This window comes from Paenibacillus castaneae (genome assembly GCF_002884445.1).
In the GTDB taxonomy this organism is placed as follows: Bacteria; Bacillota; Bacilli; order Paenibacillales; family Paenibacillaceae; genus Pristimantibacillus; species Pristimantibacillus castaneae.
Genome location: NZ_KZ614144.1, coordinates 6,181,517 through 6,197,926, shown reverse-complemented (window position 1 = coordinate 6,197,926; position 16,410 = coordinate 6,181,517). Strand labels below are relative to the sequence as shown.

At 43.4% G+C, this 16,410-nt stretch carries 18 protein-coding genes; 11 read left to right on the top strand and 7 right to left on the bottom strand.

Going from position 1 to position 16,410, the window contains the following annotated elements:
• Window positions 1-5 precede the first annotated feature (5 nt).
• The 7 genes from ureE (at window position 6) to CEF13_RS27865 (ending at window position 5,802) form a co-directional block, all read left to right on the top strand.
• Window positions 6-461: an urease accessory protein UreE gene (gene ureE, locus CEF13_RS27895; protein ID WP_102716006.1), complete on the top strand. Its 456-nt coding sequence runs from the start codon at window positions 6-8 to the stop codon at window positions 459-461.
• Window positions 454-1,140, top strand: a complete 687-nt coding sequence (locus CEF13_RS27890) for an urease accessory protein UreF (protein ID WP_102716004.1) — start codon at window positions 454-456, stop codon at window positions 1,138-1,140. The genes ureE and CEF13_RS27890 overlap by 8 nt, the downstream gene beginning before the upstream one ends.
• Before the next feature lie 30 nt (window positions 1,141-1,170).
• Complete coding sequence (ureG, locus tag CEF13_RS27885; RefSeq protein ID WP_102716001.1) at window positions 1,171-1,782, top strand: urease accessory protein UreG; 612 nt, start codon at window positions 1,171-1,173, stop codon at window positions 1,780-1,782.
• 1 nt (window position 1,783) lies between these two features.
• Complete coding sequence (locus CEF13_RS27880) at window positions 1,784-2,608, top strand: urease accessory protein UreD (RefSeq protein WP_102715999.1); 825 nt, start codon at window positions 1,784-1,786, stop codon at window positions 2,606-2,608.
• 75 nt (window positions 2,609-2,683) lie between these two features.
• Window positions 2,684-3,385, top strand: coding sequence for a HoxN/HupN/NixA family nickel/cobalt transporter (locus CEF13_RS27875; protein WP_102715997.1), 702 nt, complete (start codon window positions 2,684-2,686; stop codon window positions 3,383-3,385).
• Between the two features lie 363 nt (window positions 3,386-3,748).
• A complete protein-coding gene (locus CEF13_RS27870; RefSeq protein ID WP_102715995.1) occupies window positions 3,749-4,723 on the top strand; it encodes a glycosyl hydrolase in 975 nt (324 codons plus the stop codon).
• 221 nt (window positions 4,724-4,944) lie between these two features.
• Complete coding sequence (locus tag CEF13_RS27865; RefSeq protein ID WP_102715993.1) at window positions 4,945-5,802, top strand: class II fructose-bisphosphate aldolase; 858 nt, start codon at window positions 4,945-4,947, stop codon at window positions 5,800-5,802.
• Window positions 5,803-5,928: 126 nt separating this feature from the next.
• On the opposite strand, the gene CEF13_RS27860 is transcribed toward CEF13_RS27865, so the two are convergent.
• The 4 genes from CEF13_RS27860 to CEF13_RS27845 form a co-directional block, all read right to left on the bottom strand.
• Window positions 5,929-6,330, bottom strand: coding sequence for a VOC family protein (locus CEF13_RS27860; protein ID WP_166742928.1), 402 nt, complete (start codon window positions 6,328-6,330; stop codon window positions 5,929-5,931).
• Between the two features lie 149 nt (window positions 6,331-6,479).
• Window positions 6,480-7,487, bottom strand: coding sequence for a FecCD family ABC transporter permease (locus CEF13_RS27855; protein WP_102715989.1), 1,008 nt, complete (start codon window positions 7,485-7,487; stop codon window positions 6,480-6,482).
• Window positions 7,484-8,494 (bottom strand): FecCD family ABC transporter permease, encoded by a 1,011-nt coding sequence (locus tag CEF13_RS27850; RefSeq protein ID WP_102715987.1) that lies wholly within the window; start codon window positions 8,492-8,494, stop codon window positions 7,484-7,486. The genes CEF13_RS27855 and CEF13_RS27850 overlap by 4 nt, the downstream gene beginning before the upstream one ends.
• Before the next feature lie 4 nt (window positions 8,495-8,498).
• Entirely contained in the window at window positions 8,499-9,431 is a 933-nt protein-coding gene (locus CEF13_RS27845) for an iron-hydroxamate ABC transporter substrate-binding protein (RefSeq protein ID WP_102715985.1), read from the bottom strand.
• A gap of 168 nt (window positions 9,432-9,599) precedes the next feature.
• Here CEF13_RS27845 and CEF13_RS27840 point away from each other — a divergent pair, with 168 nt between their 5' ends.
• The 3 genes from CEF13_RS27840 to CEF13_RS27830 all read left to right on the top strand — a co-directional run bounded on the left by CEF13_RS27840 (window position 9,600) and on the right by CEF13_RS27830 (window position 12,350).
• Window positions 9,600-10,649, top strand: coding sequence for an NAD(P)/FAD-dependent oxidoreductase (locus tag CEF13_RS27840; RefSeq protein ID WP_102715983.1), 1,050 nt, complete (start codon window positions 9,600-9,602; stop codon window positions 10,647-10,649).
• A gap of 170 nt (window positions 10,650-10,819) precedes the next feature.
• Window positions 10,820-11,161 (top strand): zinc ribbon domain-containing protein YjdM, encoded by a 342-nt coding sequence (locus tag CEF13_RS27835; RefSeq protein ID WP_102715981.1) that lies wholly within the window; start codon window positions 10,820-10,822, stop codon window positions 11,159-11,161.
• A 211-nt stretch (window positions 11,162-11,372) separates the two neighbouring features.
• Entirely contained in the window at window positions 11,373-12,350 is a 978-nt protein-coding gene (locus CEF13_RS27830; RefSeq protein WP_102715979.1) for a ring-cleaving dioxygenase, read from the top strand.
• 66 nt (window positions 12,351-12,416) lie between these two features.
• Here the strand turns inward: CEF13_RS27830 and CEF13_RS27825 are convergent, their stop codons facing one another.
• Together CEF13_RS27825 and CEF13_RS27820 are read right to left on the bottom strand one after the other, a co-directional pair.
• Window positions 12,417-13,259, bottom strand: a complete 843-nt coding sequence (locus CEF13_RS27825; RefSeq protein WP_102716597.1) for an aldo/keto reductase — start codon at window positions 13,257-13,259, stop codon at window positions 12,417-12,419.
• Complete coding sequence (locus CEF13_RS27820; RefSeq protein ID WP_102715977.1) at window positions 13,259-14,464, bottom strand: MFS transporter; 1,206 nt, start codon at window positions 14,462-14,464, stop codon at window positions 13,259-13,261. The genes CEF13_RS27825 and CEF13_RS27820 overlap by 1 nt, the downstream gene beginning before the upstream one ends.
• Window positions 14,465-14,619: 155 nt before the next feature.
• On the opposite strand from CEF13_RS27820, the gene CEF13_RS27815 reads away from it, so the two are divergent.
• Window positions 14,620-15,021 carry a winged helix-turn-helix transcriptional regulator gene (locus tag CEF13_RS27815; protein ID WP_102715975.1) on the top strand — a complete coding sequence of 134 codons (402 nt, stop codon included), beginning with the start codon at window positions 14,620-14,622 and terminating at the stop codon, window positions 15,019-15,021.
• A 109-nt stretch (window positions 15,022-15,130) separates the two neighbouring features.
• Here CEF13_RS27815 and pepT read toward each other — a convergent pair whose 3' ends face one another.
• The gene (gene pepT, locus CEF13_RS27810; RefSeq protein ID WP_102715972.1) at window positions 15,131-16,363 is read right to left on the bottom strand and encodes a peptidase T; all 1,233 of its coding nucleotides are present in this window, start codon (window positions 16,361-16,363) and stop codon (window positions 15,131-15,133) included.
• Window positions 16,364-16,410 lie beyond the last annotated feature (47 nt).

Below are 16,410 nucleotides of genomic sequence, written 5' to 3'. Positions count from 1 at the left end.
TTCAAATGATTATTGAGCAAATCGTAACCAGTCTTGAAGATGTACATCCAGAAACCCGATTAAGCCGCCATCTAGAGAAAGTCTATTTGCAGAGCGACGACCTGCTGAAACGAGTTCAGCGGGTGGTTACGGATCATGGCAGAGAGCTCGGCATCTCGCTGCTTCAACCTGCCAATCTTAGCCACGGTGACGTTCTATTCATGGACGACCACAATCTTATTGTGGTGGAGGTTGTACCGGAGGATGTGTTGATCATCAGGCCGCGCAGCATAGGGGAGATGGGGGATATTGCTCATAAGCTGGGCAATCGCCATCTGCCGGCACAGTTTGAAGAGGATCGAATGCTGGTTCAGTACGATTATTTGGTAGAGGATTTGCTGAAGCATTCCGGCATTCCATATACACAAGAAAAATTAAAGGTGAAACAGCCGTTCAAACCGATCGGGCACAGCCATGGATGACGATTTATTACCGCTCCTGCAGCTGTGTGATTCCAACCTGCCGAATGGGGCATTCAGCCATTCTTTTGGACTCGAAACGTATATTCAGGAAGAGAAGGTTATCGATAAGTCAACTTTTGCAGAATGGATACGGGTTTACATCGAAGAACAGCTGGTCTATACCGATGGACTGGTATTCAGGCTCGTATACGATGCGCTTGCGAGGGAGCAATGGGATGAAGTGTGGACGTGGGACCGGATGATTACGGTACAGAACTTCTCGCAGGAGGCACGGGAAGGGAATGTGAGAATGGGTCAACGATTAGTGCAGCTCGGCCTTGAGCTTTATGATTCGCCTGCGCTAGCCGCGTATCAGGACAGGGTGAAGGCGCAGCGGAGCTTTGGCCATCCGGCCATTGCGTTTGCGATCATTACTCAGCATCTTCATATTCCCTTGCCCATCGCTTTATTGTCTTTTTTATATTCGTCTACGGCAAGCTTGATTCAGAATGGAGTGCGTGGAATTCCGCTCGGTCAGACAGACGGCCAGCGACTCATTCAAGAGGCTCAAATTCCTTTAAGACAAGCAGCCAAGAGAATAGAAGAGTTGGATAAGAATCAGTTCGGGATCACGTCTCCCGGGCTGGAGCTGTCTCAAATGAGACATGAGCGGCTGCACATCCGGCTTTTTATGTCGTAATTATGAACTGGAAAGGATGATGGAGGAACGATGCAACCGATTCGAATTGGGGTAGGAGGGCCCGTTGGGGCCGGCAAAACCATGCTCGTGGAGAAAATAACCCGACATATGCACCAGCAGCATAGCATGGCTGTTATAACTAATGATATTTACACGAAGGAAGATGCTAATTATTTAATCAAGAATGGGGTTCTTCCTTCGGATCGCATTATTGGAGTCGAAACAGGGGGATGTCCTCATACCGCCATTCGAGAAGATGCTTCTATGAACTTCGCTGCAATTGAGGAGCTGAAAAATCGCCATCCCGACGTTGAAATCATCTTCGTAGAAAGCGGCGGAGATAATCTGGCAGCTACGTTTAGCCCGGAACTCGTTGATTTCTCCATTTATATAATCGATGTGGCCCAAGGAGAGAAAATTCCCCGCAAAGGCGGCCAGGGCATGATCAAATCAGATTTATTCATCATAAACAAAATTGATCTTGCTCCGTATGTCGGCGCGAGCCTTGAAGTGATGGAATCGGATACGAAGGCCTTTCGAGGGAATAAACCGTTTATTTTCACAAATCTGAAAGAAGATGTCGGTTTGGCTTCCGTCGTGGAATGGATTGAAAAAAACGTGCTGCTTAGGGGACTCGTATAGAATGGACAATTGGACGGGTGTTCTTCGGCTTGCGGTTCAGCGGAAACAAGAGAGAACGATCCCATCCGAGGTATACAATCAGGGGGCTTATAAAATTACACCCCCTGTGTATCTCGATGATAGTGGACAACCTTGCTTCTATATGATGAATCTCGGCGGAGGCTATGTAGACGGAGATAAATATAAAGCGGAAATTGTTCTCGGTGAACATGCACACATGCTGCTGACCACGCAGTCATCGACCAAAATCTATAAAACGTTAAAAGTTCCAGTGACTCAGCAAACCGATATTCAAATGGCATCGGGCAGTTATCTGGAGTTTGTTTCTGATCCCATCATCGCTTATCGACATGCCCGATATTTGCAAGAAACTGTCGTTCACATGGCGCAGGGATCGACCTTGGTCTACGGGGAAATCATAACTCCGGGCTGGTCCCCGGATGGCCAATTATTTCAATACAGCCGGCTGCAGCTCAAGACGATCATATATATGGAGGACGAGCTAGTTGTATTTGACCATCTTCGGCTATGTCCAGAGGAACGTCCGATAGACGGACTTGGACTTCTTGAGGGATATACCCATCTGGGGTCCTTATTAGTTGTAGGAGAACTGGCTACGCCCGACATATTCGAAACATTAAGTGCAGCCTTTGGGTCAGCTGTGAGTCCGTGTAGGATTGGTCTATCCGCGTTAGCGGGCTCTGGCTTTTCCTTAAGGGTGCTGGCAGCGTCTACGATGCAAATAGAGACCGTATTCGAGCAGTGCCGGCTCATGGTTCGTGAACAGCTGCTGGGCAAGAAACCTATATCATTCCGTAAATATTAATATGGTGGCAGTAGTTATGCTCATAAACACCTTGGCATAAGGATAAGAATAGTCCTTCGCAAAGGGGTGTGTTTATTGGATATCGGTATATTTTCAATTCTTGGCATTGGCTTTATTCTAGGTATTAAGCATGCGGTAGAACCCGACCACATTATTGCTGTATCCACCATTGCAAGCCACACAAAAAAGCTGTGGCGAACATCATTAGTAGGCGTATTTTGGGGGATTGGCCACACTGCTACTTTGTTGGCAGTAGGCCTCGGTCTCATACTGACAAAGAGCACCCTTCCCGATAAATGGTCCGGTCTTCTGGAGTTCATGGTCGGCGGGATGCTCGTTTATCTAGGTATTGTCAATCTGATGTCAATCAGGAAGAAGAAAACCCATTTGCAGCAGCATCAACATGGCCATGAGCAGCATAAGCATTTTCTTTCTAAGCAGTCCAATTCCCATAATCATACTTCCTATTTGAAGTCCTTACTCATCGGTTTAGTACATGGGCTGGCCGGAAGCGCCGCGATGGTCTTGCTTACGATGTCAACGGTTCAAACGGTTTGGGATGGAACCTTGTATATATTGATTTTCGGCTTAGGCACAATTACAGGCATGCTGTTCTTTACAACCATACTAGGTATTCCGTTTGTGTTAAGCGCGAATAATGTGAATTTGAAATTGACATTAACCCGGATTACCGGAGCGGTCAGCATGCTATTCGGTCTGTACTATATGTATAGCCTTGGGATATCTGATGGATTATTTCAACTGTGGCTGAAATAGAGCAGGTCGGGACCGTTATACATAAACATAAGCTAATTAAAGAATGGTAATGAAAATAATCTAGTTGTAAGAGGGGTATTTCCACAGCCTAACGGCAGTGGAAATACCTCTTTTTTTCATTCCTAACTTTGTTATTCTCAAGAAGAATAGAACCAAGAAGCATAATTAAATGATTTTCTTCCGATAAAGAGATTGTTTGTTTAATTTTTCTTGACCTAACGGACAAGACCGAGTACTCTACACGTAGGGGAATAATAACATAAATAACAAAAATAACAAATTATCGGAATTGCGCTGGCTTGTAATGGAAAACGAATGTAGCTCGAAAATTGAATATACAGAAGGTAAAGGGAGAGATATTTGATGACAATCGTAAAAAATGTAACGCCATGTAATCCTAATGCCTCCGAAGAGGTAAAGGCTGTACTTCAATATCTTAGCGATATTTCCGGCAAGGGCATTATTACGGGGCAGCACACACTAACGACTGCTCAAAAGGAGCTTCATTATATTGAAGAGCTGACGGGTAAGCTCCCTGCACTTTGCGGATTTGAGCTTCTTTCTTATTCTCCGAACATTAATTATGAGGATGCTGGCGAAGCATGCTTAATTGAGGTAGAAGAAAATAAAAATACACTTGATAATGCATGGGATTGGGCTTTGAACAGAAAAGGCTTAGTCACATTTACTTGGCACTGGTTCTCGCCATTCGGCAGCAGGGACAAAGGATTCTATGCCGAGAATACAACCTTCGATGCTTCCCAGGCTGTCATTGTGGGTACTAAGGAATATGAAGCTCTAATATCTGATATGGATGCCATGGCGGACATTTTGAAACCATTTTGCGATAAGAAGATTCCAATCTTATGGCGTCCTTTCCACGAGTCGGAAGGCACATGGTTCTGGTGGGGCAATAAGGGGCCTGAAGCTGCCAAAAAGTTATATCAAATCATGTATGACAGATACACTAATTATCATCATTTAAACAATCTCATCTGGGTTTGGAATTCTCCGCTTGTGGAAGGGTATGTAGGCGATGATGTAGCCGACGTAATTTCCAGAGACTTGTATCCGGTTAAGCACCAGCATTCGGATCTGAAAAAAGAATATGATGAGCTTGTTCAAATAACACCTACAGAAAAGGTAGTTGCTCTAGGCGAAATCGGGATTATTCCCAGCATTCAACAGCTGTCTGAAACCCATATTCCGTGGGCTTGGTATATGACCTGGTCAGGCGACTTCTGTACTACAGAGGAGTGGACGACAAGAGAGGAATTATATAACGCATACCACCATGATTATGCCATAACGCTGGATAAGCTGCCGAAGCTTTACTAAAGAGAGAACGAACATCATGCACTCTGCCCCTCTATAGGTAGTCTTCCACTAAAATTTGTGATAACATGTAGACTGATGAGTAGAACGTGAACGTGGAAAAGCCCATTCCGTTCGTGCCAGTATAACTGCAGTTTACGGACGCATTTTTAAACTGCAGATGAATTGGGTATGATTGAAAGGTCGAGTCATTAAATCGCAGTCATTTTGAAGGAGGATTTATCATGGCATTAGTTTCAATGAAAGACATGCTGAACAAAGGTTTGAAAGAAGGTTACGCTGTTGGCCAATTCAACATCAATAACCTAGAGTGGACACAAGCAATCCTTGGCGCTGCTCAAGAAGAACAATCACCTGTTATTCTTGGCGTTTCTGAAGGTGCTGCTCGTTACATGGGAGGCTTTACTGTTGTTACTGCAATCGTAAAATCTCTTATTGAAGAAATGAAAATCACGGTTCCAGTTGCTATTCATTTGGACCATGGTTCAAGCTTTGAGAAATGTAAAGCAGCGATTGATGCTGGTTTTACTTCGGTTATGATAGATGCTTCTCACTCACCGTTTGATGAGAACGTGAAAACAACACAACAAGTTGTTGCTTATGCACATGAGCGCGGCGTTTCCGTTGAAGCTGAGCTAGGTACAGTTGGCGGACAAGAAGACGACGTGATTGCTGACGGCGTTATCTACGCTGATCCTCAAGAATGTAAGCAGCTGGTTGAGCTTACAGGTATCGATTGCCTTGCTCCAGCACTAGGTTCTGTACATGGTCCTTACAAAGGCGAACCAAACCTAGGCTTCAAAGAAATGGAAGAAATTTGCCAAACGATTAAGCTTCCATTGGTATTGCACGGTGGTACAGGAATTCCAACTGCTGATATTAAGAAATCGATCTCACTTGGAACTGCAAAAATCAACGTAAACACAGAAAACCAAATCGCGTTTACAAAAGTAGCTCGCGAAATCTTAACTTCTGATTCAGAAGTATACGATCCGCGCAAATTCTTGTCACCGGGCCGCGATGCGATTAAAGCAACGGTTCAAGGCAAAATGCGTGAATTTGGTTCTTCCAATAAAGCGTAAGAAATGTAAAGCAGAAATGGTTGGATCGGATGCAAATTGCATCCGGTCCAACCATTTTTTTTCGAGCAGATACACGATAGAGGCCAAATAGGTTTGCGATCATCAATAGAAAGCACTTCATTCAGATTACAAAATCTGTTCAATCTGTAGACGTTCGCCGCTGGGGCCTCTGAACATAGCAAATCTTTCGCCACGATCATACAGCTTCTCGTCAAACAAAATTTCTGTTTCGAATTGAACTCCTTTTGATTCCAGATAGGACTTCGCTGCTTCAACATCCTCCACTCTTATGGACAGATGATCAATGATGCCGTCTTTGCGGTCTCTGCTAATCGTGAGGTCGGCAAATTCAATCAGCTCTATGGTGCAATTCCCGTTGTTTAAAAAACATAGCTTCGCGCCGTCTTCCCCTGTATATTCACTGACTACCTTAAAGCCGAGTATGTCCATATAAAACGTTTTGGATTCGATCATATTTTTAATAAACATACCCGTATGTCCAAAACCTAAATAAGTTAAATTTTCCATACAAACTCCTCCTTTTTTGTAATTCACCATAACATACCAACTGTTTTTTGTCGCTAGCATCGTTTGCTTTAATCGATAATTGTCAGTGACCCAAAACAGCCGAACAGGTATTGGAAACCTGATCGGCTGTTAGTAAGGATCTTTGTTTTTTATTTTTTCAATAATAGATACATAAAATAGGGTGCGCCTATTAACGAAACCATAATACCGGCAGAAATACCGTCTGGGTCAACGAGCTGGCGTCCCACAGTGTCTGCAAGCAACAGCAGCCATCCGCCAATCAGAATGGCAACAGGGATAAATAATTGGTTGCGAGGGCCTACTAACGCCTTTGCAATATGAGGTGCCATGAGACCGATGAAGGCAATTCCTCCGGTCACGGAAACAGCAGAAGCAGCGAGTGCAACCGCAGTTAGCAGCAGCACGATACGTTCCCTATCAACTGATACGCCTACTCCAATGGCTACAGGCTCGCCTAGTCCAAGGAGGTTCAGACGATTCGCTTTGTATAAAGTGAATGGAATAAGTACGATTAACCACGGAATGATCGCCCAAATAAAGGGCCAGTCAGTACCCCAAATATTTCCTGATAACCATTTGGCAATAAAATCGACTTTGGCACGTTCAGCTGAAGAAATAATGACAATCATGATCCCGGACAGCGCCATGGAGAACCCAACCCCTACCAGAATTAATCTTACGGGTTGAAGACCTACTGATCGGCTATATGACAACAGATAAATCAAGCATGCGGTAATCAATGAGCCGATAAATGCGACCAGCGGAAGCATATACACGAAAGATCCGGCATCAATAGGGAAAAACAGGAAGAAAATGGCTATGGCAACACCAGCCCCTGAATTAATGCCTATAATGCCCGGATCAGCCAGATCATTGCGTGTAATTCCTTGCAGAATAGCACCGGATAACGCCAAAGCCATACCTGCCAGCAATGTTATGACCATTCGCGGCAATCGGACGGAGAACAGAATAAAGTGTTCTTTAAATGTACCATGACCAAGAAGGGTTGGAATGATTCTGTTATAGGATATTGAAGAGTACCCCATCCTAATCCCCACAATGAATGTAATCGCAATAAGCGCCAATAAAAGAACAATTATTACACGTTGTTTTCTAATTAATGCGGGATGGATCATGAGAATGCTTTTCCCCCTTTACGTACAATTACCAGGAAGAAGGGCAGGCCGAGCATGGCAACAATAGCCGCCATCGGCGTTTCATAAGGAGCATTGATGATCCGCCCAAGCGTATCAGCAAACAACATGAAGACGGCACCTGTAATAGCGGACATCGGAATAATGAAACGATAGTCTGTTCCGACAATGGCCCGAACAACATGAGGAATCATCAATCCAATGAAGGCAATATTCCCGACAAGCGCCACAGCGGCGCCGGCTAATATGACGTTAACGATAATTAAAATAGCTTTGATTAGCGTCGTCTTCTGCCCTAAGCCAACAGCGACCTCTTCGTTCAAGCTAAGAATGGTCAGCTGTCTCGACAGCACGAGGGAGATAAGTACACCTAATGTAATGACTGGAGCTAGCAGTTGAAGCTGCCCCCATGTAGTGCCACTCAAGCCTCCCGCAGTCCACATCGATACGTCTTTTGATATTTTGAAATAAAGACCGATGCCTTCTGAAATGGCATACAGGAATGCAGAAACAGAGGCTCCTGCCAATACAAGTCGTAGAGGAGAGAAGCCGCCCTTCTTCATCGCTCCTATACCGAAGACCATGAGAGAGCCTATCGCAGCACCAATGAAACAAGCGATCATGATCGTGAAATAATTTGCGGAAGGAATAAAGGCAATGGTAAAGGCAAGTGCGGCATTGGCTCCCGCAGTCAAGCCAAGCAAGCCTGGATCAGCAAGCGAATTTCTCGTTATTCCCTGCATGATTGCACCGGAGACAGCTAATGCGGCTCCAACAAAAATGGCTGCTATCTCGCGCGGCAATCGAAGCTCACGTATGATCAAGATTTTCTCGCCGACAGCATTCGAGGTGAGAGCCTGCCATACATCCTTGATCGTGGCGTCTGCTGCACCCAGTATCATGGAAATGGCGAACATGCCGACTAGCACGAATAGTCCAGCGATCAGTTTGAATAAGAATGAGATGGAGTTTCGATTGTTTTTGGTCATGGGGTTACTTACCTAGCAAAGTTTTGATAAAGAAGTCGAGCTGGTATTCTAATGACAGGCGGTCATTGAAATAAAATGCTTTAGCGTTCACTTCATACACATGGTTGTTCTTTACGGCTGCAATATTCTTGTATACATCGGTTTGCTGGAATGAGCTATCTGCTTCTGGATTTTTACTGAAGATAACATAATCCCCGGCATACTCAGGAAGAACCTCTTGAGACAAGGCATAATAGCCATCTTTTAAAGCCATTTCTTTTACCTTCTCAGGCATTTTTAATTTCATTTCTTGGTATAAAATTTCGGTGCCGCGGCCCCAGTTATCGCCAAATACATAAAGCTGTTTGTCGAAGTTTTCAATGACAGAAATGGTAGAATCACCACCGATCTTCGCTTTAATTTCCTCGCCAGCCTTTTGTGCCCGCTGTTTGAAGTCCTTAATCCAGTCTTCAGCATCTTTCTGTTTGTTCACCAGCTTGCCGAGTTCCAGGTGCTGTGTTAAATAGTCGAGTTTTCCATAGGTGAACGTTACGGTAGGAGCGATTTGTTGTAATTTACTAATGTTTTTGATATTGGATAGGCCAATGATAAGATCAGGCTTTAATTCGATAATTTTTTCTAGATTTTCATCGGATACTTCTTGAGCACCCTGTAATTTGCTTTCAAAGTTCGGATTCATCTTGGACCATGAATCTACACCGACAACATTGATGTTCAGAGCAAGCATATCTCCTGCATAGGAGGAAAGTACAACAACACGCTGGGGATCAGCAGGCACTTCAACTGGCCCATTCTCGGACTGATAAGTGATCGTAGTGGGTTTGTTTCCTGATTGGCCTGCAGTGCTGTTGTTGTCTGCTGGGGCATTAGCATTACTGCAAGCGCTTATAGCTAATACGATAAGAAGCGTGAATGGAATTAGAAAGCGTGTTTTCATTTACTTATTCTCCCTTTAATTGATAATGATTATCGATATCGGTACATGAAATACTTTAAATTTATCCATTTGCTTTGTCAAGTTTAAATTGTTGTCAAATGAATCGAAAACGGTTATATTCAAATGAGAATGATAATCATTAATATTTGGATTAGGGGTGACCGAGTGATGGACGGGGCAGAATTATTTGATGTAACAGTAATTGGAGGAGGTCCTGCGGGGCTGTATTCTACTTTTTATAGCGGGCTTAGAGAAATGAAGACGAAAATTATCGATTTCCAATCACAACTGGGCGGGAAAATTCATATCTACCCCGAGAAAATGATATGGGATGTTGGCGGCCATACGCCGCTTACAGGAGAACAACTCATCGAGAAGCTTGTTGAACAGGGATTAACCTTTAATCCAGAGGTTGTACTAAACGAAAAAATTGAGTCTATTTCACGAAATGAAGAGGATATTTTTATATTACAAGCAGCTTCAGGCCAAAAGCATTATTCGAAGACCGTTATCGTAGCTATTGGAGGGGGGATATTTAGTCCTCAAAAACTGGAGATCAAAGGTGCTGAGAGATATGAGGTTTCCAATTTAAATTACACTGTGAAATCGTTGAAGCGATTCAAAGACAAGACCGTTATTATATCGGGTGGAGGCAATACGGCAATTGATTGGGCCAATGAGTTAGAGTCTATTGCCAAGAAGGTATATATTACGTATAGAAAAGATGCTCTTAATGGGCATGAAGCACAAGTCACACAACTAATGGAAAGCTCGGTTGTCTGTTACTTCAACACGTCCATTACGAAGCTAATTGCCAGCGCTAATCATGAAGTCATTGAACATGTTGTACTAACTAATCATGAAACGGGAGAGGTCTCGCATTTGCCAATCGATGAAATTATTATTAATCACGGCTTTGAACGCGATGCGGCATTAATGGAAAATAGCGATTTGGAAATTAAGATTGCGGATAACTACTATATTGCCGGCAGTGCTGCGAGCGAATCCTCGATAACAGGTTTGTATGCTGCAGGAGATATTTTGAGCCATGATGGAAAATTGCATTTAATAGCGGGTGCGTTCCAGGATGCTGCTAACGCAGTAAACAAAGCGAAGCAATACATACAGCCCAATGCGCATAAGGTGGCAATGGTATCTTCTCATAATGAAGTATTCAAAAAGCGCAATCGAGAACTAGTGAAACGCATGATGAGATAGTTTAGACAGATAATCAGCCAGGCTCCTCATGAGTCGGGCTGTTGCTATTTCACCAATCCGAAGCAATTGTCTAATATAGTGGAATCATGGCTGAATATCCAATATACTTGTAGGAACTTCAAGGAGAGCTTGGAGAATGATTTATTATAAGGAATGGAGGACATGAATCTATGTCTAATTTACCCAATTGCCCGGAATGCAATTCAGAATACACTTACGAGGATGGCAGTCTTCTTGTTTGCCCAGAATGTGCTCATGAGTGGTCATTAGAATCAGTAAATGAAAATAGTGAAGATATAAGAGTGATTAAAGATGCAAATGGGAATGTTTTGAATGATGGTGATTCTGTAACGGTAATTAAAGATCTTAAAGTCAAAGGAAGCTCATTGGTTATAAAAATAGGCACAAAAGTGAAAAATATTCGTTTGATTGATGGAGATCATGATATTGATTGTAAAATAGATAGCTTTGGCGCTATGAAATTAAAATCTGAATTTGTGAAAAAGATTTAATAGCGCATAATAGAACAAAGTAAATGGAATGAGGCTGCCGTTGCAGCCTCATTTTATTTTCAAAAATGACGGACTCCTGCATGGTTGTTGACAGCTCTAAATAAAGGTGATATATTTATCTTAAATTAAAGATGTTTAAATTAAAGATTATTTAATAAAGATTTTTATTTTTTGTTTTGGGAAAGCTAAAATTGAAATGGAGGAATAGGAAATGAACGGATTAAAAGGAATACATCACGTAACAGCTATTACAAGCAGCGCAGAGCGGAATTATGAATTTTTCACATATGTATTAGGCATGCGGCTAGTTAAGAAAACAGTGAATCAAGATGACATTCAAACGTATCATTTATTTTTCGCGGATGATCAAGGCAGCCCAGGAACAGATATGACATTTTTTGATTTTCCTAACATCCCCAAAGGCGTACATGGTACGAATGAAATATTTAAAACCTCTTTCCGCATACCAAACGATGCAGCGCTTCGCTACTGGGAAGAGCGGTTTAACCGCCTGGAGGTCAAGCATACGGGAATAAAAGAGTTGTTTGGCAAAAAGACGCTTTCTTTTGTTGACTTTGATGATCAGCAATATCAATTGGTTTCGGATGAGCATAATAAAGGTGTTGCTGCGGGAACACCGTGGCAGAAGGGGCCTATTCCATTAGAGTATGCCATCACCGGTCTAGGTCCTATCTTTATTCGTACAGCTAGTGGTGAATACTTTAAAGAAATGATGGAGAAAGTGCTATTGTTTAAAGAAATAGATGCGGAAGGCTCGCTCCATTTATTTGAGGTTGGAGAAGGCGGCAATGGCGCTCAAGTGGTCGTTGAATATAATGCAGATCTGCCTCAAGCCCAGCAAGGCTTCGGTACGGTACACCATGTCGCATTCCGTGTCGATGACCGCGGCCAATTGGAGGAATGGATTAAGCGTCTGGATAGCTTCCGTCTTCCATCGTCCGGTTATGTGAATCGCCACTTTTTTGAATCCTTGTACGCTAGAGTTGCTCCGCAAATTTTATTCGAGTTTGCAACGGATGGTCCTGGTTTTATGGGAGATGAATCTTATGAAACACTTGGAGAAAAATTATCTCTTCCTCCATTCTTAGAGCCGCAAAGGGAGCAGATTGAAAAATTGGTTCGACCAATTGATACGATACGCAGTACAAAAGATTTGGTTAAAGAATAAATCGAGGAAATCGAAATAAAAGGCGCCATATTTTCCTATCCGGAAGATATGGCGCCTTTATATCTATTAGAAATCAAAATGATCTGGATCTGGGCCAACACGATGATTCTCGTTCAAATCATTAATCCGAGCTAGGTCATCGCGGGATAGATCGAAATCAAATACAGATGCATTTTCAATAATACGATGTTCTTTCGTGGATTTTGGAATAGTTACAATGCCGTTTTGTAAATCCCAGCGCACAATAATTTGAGCGATTGTTTTATTATACTTATTTGCAATTTCTTTTAGAATAGGATGATCTAACAGCTGGCCTTGCATTAAAGGTGACCATGCTTCCATTTGAATGCCCTGTTCCTTACAGAAGCTTATTAGTTCCTTCTGAGTTAATTGTGGATGCAATTCCACTTGGTTCACCATTGGCTTAATAGCGGCGTCCTTCAGCAGTTCTTGCAAATGATGAATGTTGAAATTGCTTACTCCTATTGCCTTTACACGTCCATCGTTATAGAGGGTTTCCAAAGCTCTCCATGCATCCTTGTATTTCCCCTCTACAGGCCAATGTATAAGGTACAAATCGAGATAATCCAGCCCAAGCTTATTTAGACTTGTTTCATAAGCTGCGAGTGTGGATTCGTATCCTAGATCGGCATTCCATACTTTTGAAGTGACAAAAAGGTCTTCTCTAGCAATAGTGTTCTCTAGAATAGCCTCGTGGATGCCCATTCCAACGCTTTTTTCATTCTCATAAATGGCGGCTGTATCGATACTGCGATAGCCATGCTTAATTGCCAATTTCACAGCTTGGATTAATTCAGAGCCTTCTTCGACTTTAAACACACCTAGTCCAAGCCACGGCATTTTGACACCATTGTGTAGGGTTGTTGTATCTTGCAAATGTTTCGCGATCATAGAAAAACTTTCCTTTGTTTGGTTTCATCTTTTCTTTCCAAGGCATGTGCAAAGCCGGTTAAGACAACAGCTGCGAGAACCATCAATGACCCTACCCATGCGGTATGGATAAGCCCAATCGATTCGGTAACTACACCGCCTATATAAGCCCCAATCGCAATGCCGGCATTAAAAGCGGCAATATTGACAGCAGAAGCAACATCTACCGCTTTGGGCGCAAATCGTTCAGCCAACATAACAACATACACTTGTAATCCAGGAACATTCATAAAAGCTAATAAGCCCATAAAGAAAATCGTAATTAATCCGGCGACCTTAAACGGAGCGGTGAACGTTAAGACGAGCAGTACGATAGCTTGTAAAATAAACATAAAGAACAGAGCAGAAACCGGCTTGCGATTGGCCGCTTTTCCTCCGATGATGTTGCCGATGGCAATCGCAATACCGTACACAAGAAGAATGGCCGCAACCGTACTTTCCTTAAATCCGGTTATATCATGAAGCAGAGGGGATAAATAAGTAAAGACGACAAAGGTTCCCCCGTATCCTATAGCGGTAATGGAGAATGCAAGCAGCAAGCGTCCATTTGTAACCAGTTTGACTTGATCACGAAGCGGCGTTTTGGTACCTCGGCGCAAATCGGATGGAATTAGGATCATGTTGGTTATGAGGGCTATTAGACCGACTGCCACAATCCCGATAAAGGCTGCCCGCCAGCCCCATAGCTGTCCAATATAGGTGCCGAGCGGCACTCCAGTAACCGTGGCTACGGTCAGTCCAGAGAACATAATCGCTATCGCACTAGCCCTGCGGTTCTCGGGAACGAGATCGGCTGCGATCGTAGAGCCAATCGACATAAATACACCGTGCGAGAACGCAGAGATGACGCGGGCTGCCAGTAAAACGCCAACCCCGCTGGCAGTTGCAGCCAAGCTGTTTCCCGCTATAAAAACGACCATAATCCCAAATAATAATGTTTTTCGCGGAATATTAGCGGTTAACGATGTTAATATAGGAGCTCCGAAGGTAACTCCTAATGCATATAAAGTAACGGTTAATGCAGATGTTGCAACAGATATATTTAAGTCTTCAGAGATAAGAGGCAGCAGCCCCACACTGATGAACTCGGTTGTTCCAATCGCAAAGGCGCTAATGGCTAACGCAAGGAGTGCTAACGTACTTCTCTTTTTATCTAATGACATTTGTTTGACCCCTCTCGTGTAGTATTACCGGCCGGCAAATGTTATTATGGTTTATTTAAGTCGGAAAGAACAGTACGTACTTTTCAGTGATATAGGCACCAAAAAGTAATATATGGGTCATTATTTACTGTAAATCAGCTTGGGAGGACTCCATTATGATCAAGAAAAAATATAATATTTCAGTAGAAGCGACATTAGAGGTTATCGGGGGAAAGTGGAAGTGTGTCATCCTGTGTCATTTAACGCATGGCAAAAAACGGACAAGCGATTTAAAGCGTGTAATGCCTGCCATTACACAAAAGATGTTAACGCAGCAGCTGAGAGAATTAGAGCAAGACGGGATCGTTAACCGCAAGAGCTACAACCAGGTTCCTCCCAAAGTAGAATACGAGCTCAGCGGATATGGATGGAGTTTGAAGCCGATATTAGATTCGTTATGCGCTTGGGGGGAGAGCCACATTATTAAAGAATACGGTGATAAGTTTGCTGTGCTGGAAGATAATGTGCTGAATCAAACCTCGAATGAGAAGACAGCTGACGAGTTAGATGCTTTATAAAATAATTTAATGAAGTATCCATTACTGACAAATAGGCTGCCGTCATTGGATGACGGCAGCCTATTGTCAGTATATGAGCAAGCTTCACGCAGATTGGATTGTTTTACAGCTAGTTTCTTTGTTCGTACAGCTTGATGATTTCAATGATGGTATTTACAGCCTGAACCATATTGTCTGCGGAAACATATTCATAGCGGCCATGATAATTTTCCCCGCCTGTGAATATATTGGGTGTCGGCAATCCCATGTAAGACAGCTGCGAGCCGTCCGTTCCGCCCCGAATCGGTTCTATAATCGGCTGAATGCCGAGATTCTCAAGCGCTTGCTTGGCGATATCGACTACTTCTCTGACAGGCTCGATTTTTTCCTTCATGTTGAAGTATTGGTCGTTTATTTCGAGCTCAATCCGTTCTTCCCCGTATTTCGCCCTTAGCTCTTCCACAATGCGAGTAAGCTCTGATTTTCTTTCCTTAAATCGATCACGATCATGATCACGTATCAAATAACGCAGCTCAGCTTGCTCTACGTCGCCTGAAATGGAGGATAGATGGAAGAAGCCTTCATGGCCTTCCGTCTGTTCGGGAGTTTCGTCGGCAGGCAGCATTCCATGAAGCTCCATTGCTATTTTGGCGGCGTTAACCATTTTGCCTTTAGCGGTTCCAGGGTGAACGTTTTTGCCCTTGCACGTTACGCGGGCACCTGCGGCATTAAAGCTTTCGTATTGAAGCTCGCCAAGAGGACCGCCATCCATCGTGTAGGCATATGCAGCATCAAAGGCAGCCACATCAAACTTATGAGGGCCGCGACCGATCTCTTCATCCGGAGTGAAGGCAACTCTAATTCGGCCATGCTTCAGCTCGGGGTGATGAATAAGGTAAGCCATGGCTGTCATGATTTCGGCAATTCCGGCTTTATCATCAGCGCCAAGCAGAGTAGTGCCGTCTGTTGTAATTAAGGTATGGCCTTTGTAGCCGGATAGCTCTGGGAAATCACGCGGAGACAGAATAATACGTTGTGCTTCGTTCAAGACGATGTCTTGTCCGTCATATTGTTCAACGATTTGCGGCTTAACACCTGCTCCGGTAAAGTCGGTCGCTGTGTCGATATGAGCAAGAAAGCCGATCGAAGGAATCTCTTTGTCTGTATTGGCCGGAAGAGTAGCCATGACATAACCATTCGAATCCATCGTTACTTCCTGCATGCCGATGGTTTTCAATTCTTCCACGAGTATGCGGGCCAGCGTCAGCTGTCCCGGTGTGGACGGGCAGGTCTCACTGCTCTCATCGGACTGTGTTTCAACCTGTGCATAAGAGATGAATCTGGACATTAATTCGGTTTTCATTGTCTTTTATCAGCTCCAGTACAATTTGTTATATAGCAAATTATAAT

What these genes read in the sequence shown, in the direction of transcription:
- CEF13_RS27820 (WP_102715977.1), bottom strand. Translation starts at nt 14,464, where the DNA reads ATGTCATTAGATAAAAAGAGAAGTACGTTAGCACTCCTTGCGTTAGCC.
- pepT (WP_102715972.1), bottom strand. Translation starts at nt 16,363, where the DNA reads ATGAAAACCGAATTAATGTCCAGATTCATCTCTTATGCACAGGTTGAA.
- ureE (WP_102716006.1), top strand. Translation starts at nt 6, where the DNA reads ATGATTATTGAGCAAATCGTAACCAGTCTTGAAGATGTACATCCAGAA.
- CEF13_RS27850 (WP_102715987.1), bottom strand. Translation starts at nt 8,494, where the DNA reads ATGACCAAAAACAATCGAAACTCCATCTCATTCTTATTCAAACTGATC.
- CEF13_RS27845 (WP_102715985.1), bottom strand. Translation starts at nt 9,431, where the DNA reads ATGAAAACACGCTTTCTAATTCCATTCACGCTTCTTATCGTATTAGCT.
- CEF13_RS27835 (WP_102715981.1), top strand. Translation starts at nt 10,820, where the DNA reads ATGTCTAATTTACCCAATTGCCCGGAATGCAATTCAGAATACACTTAC.
- CEF13_RS27865 (WP_102715993.1), top strand. Translation starts at nt 4,945, where the DNA reads ATGGCATTAGTTTCAATGAAAGACATGCTGAACAAAGGTTTGAAAGAA.
- CEF13_RS27815 (WP_102715975.1), top strand. Translation starts at nt 14,620, where the DNA reads ATGATCAAGAAAAAATATAATATTTCAGTAGAAGCGACATTAGAGGTT.
- CEF13_RS27830 (WP_102715979.1), top strand. Translation starts at nt 11,373, where the DNA reads ATGAACGGATTAAAAGGAATACATCACGTAACAGCTATTACAAGCAGC.
- CEF13_RS27840 (WP_102715983.1), top strand. Translation starts at nt 9,600, where the DNA reads ATGGACGGGGCAGAATTATTTGATGTAACAGTAATTGGAGGAGGTCCT.
- CEF13_RS27870 (WP_102715995.1), top strand. Translation starts at nt 3,749, where the DNA reads ATGACAATCGTAAAAAATGTAACGCCATGTAATCCTAATGCCTCCGAA.
- CEF13_RS27855 (WP_102715989.1), bottom strand. Translation starts at nt 7,487, where the DNA reads ATGATCCATCCCGCATTAATTAGAAAACAACGTGTAATAATTGTTCTT.
- CEF13_RS27860 (WP_166742928.1), bottom strand. Translation starts at nt 6,330, where the DNA reads ATGGAAAATTTAACTTATTTAGGTTTTGGACATACGGGTATGTTTATT.
- CEF13_RS27880 (WP_102715999.1), top strand. Translation starts at nt 1,784, where the DNA reads ATGGACAATTGGACGGGTGTTCTTCGGCTTGCGGTTCAGCGGAAACAA.
- ureG (WP_102716001.1), top strand. Translation starts at nt 1,171, where the DNA reads ATGCAACCGATTCGAATTGGGGTAGGAGGGCCCGTTGGGGCCGGCAAA.
- CEF13_RS27890 (WP_102716004.1), top strand. Translation starts at nt 454, where the DNA reads ATGGATGACGATTTATTACCGCTCCTGCAGCTGTGTGATTCCAACCTG.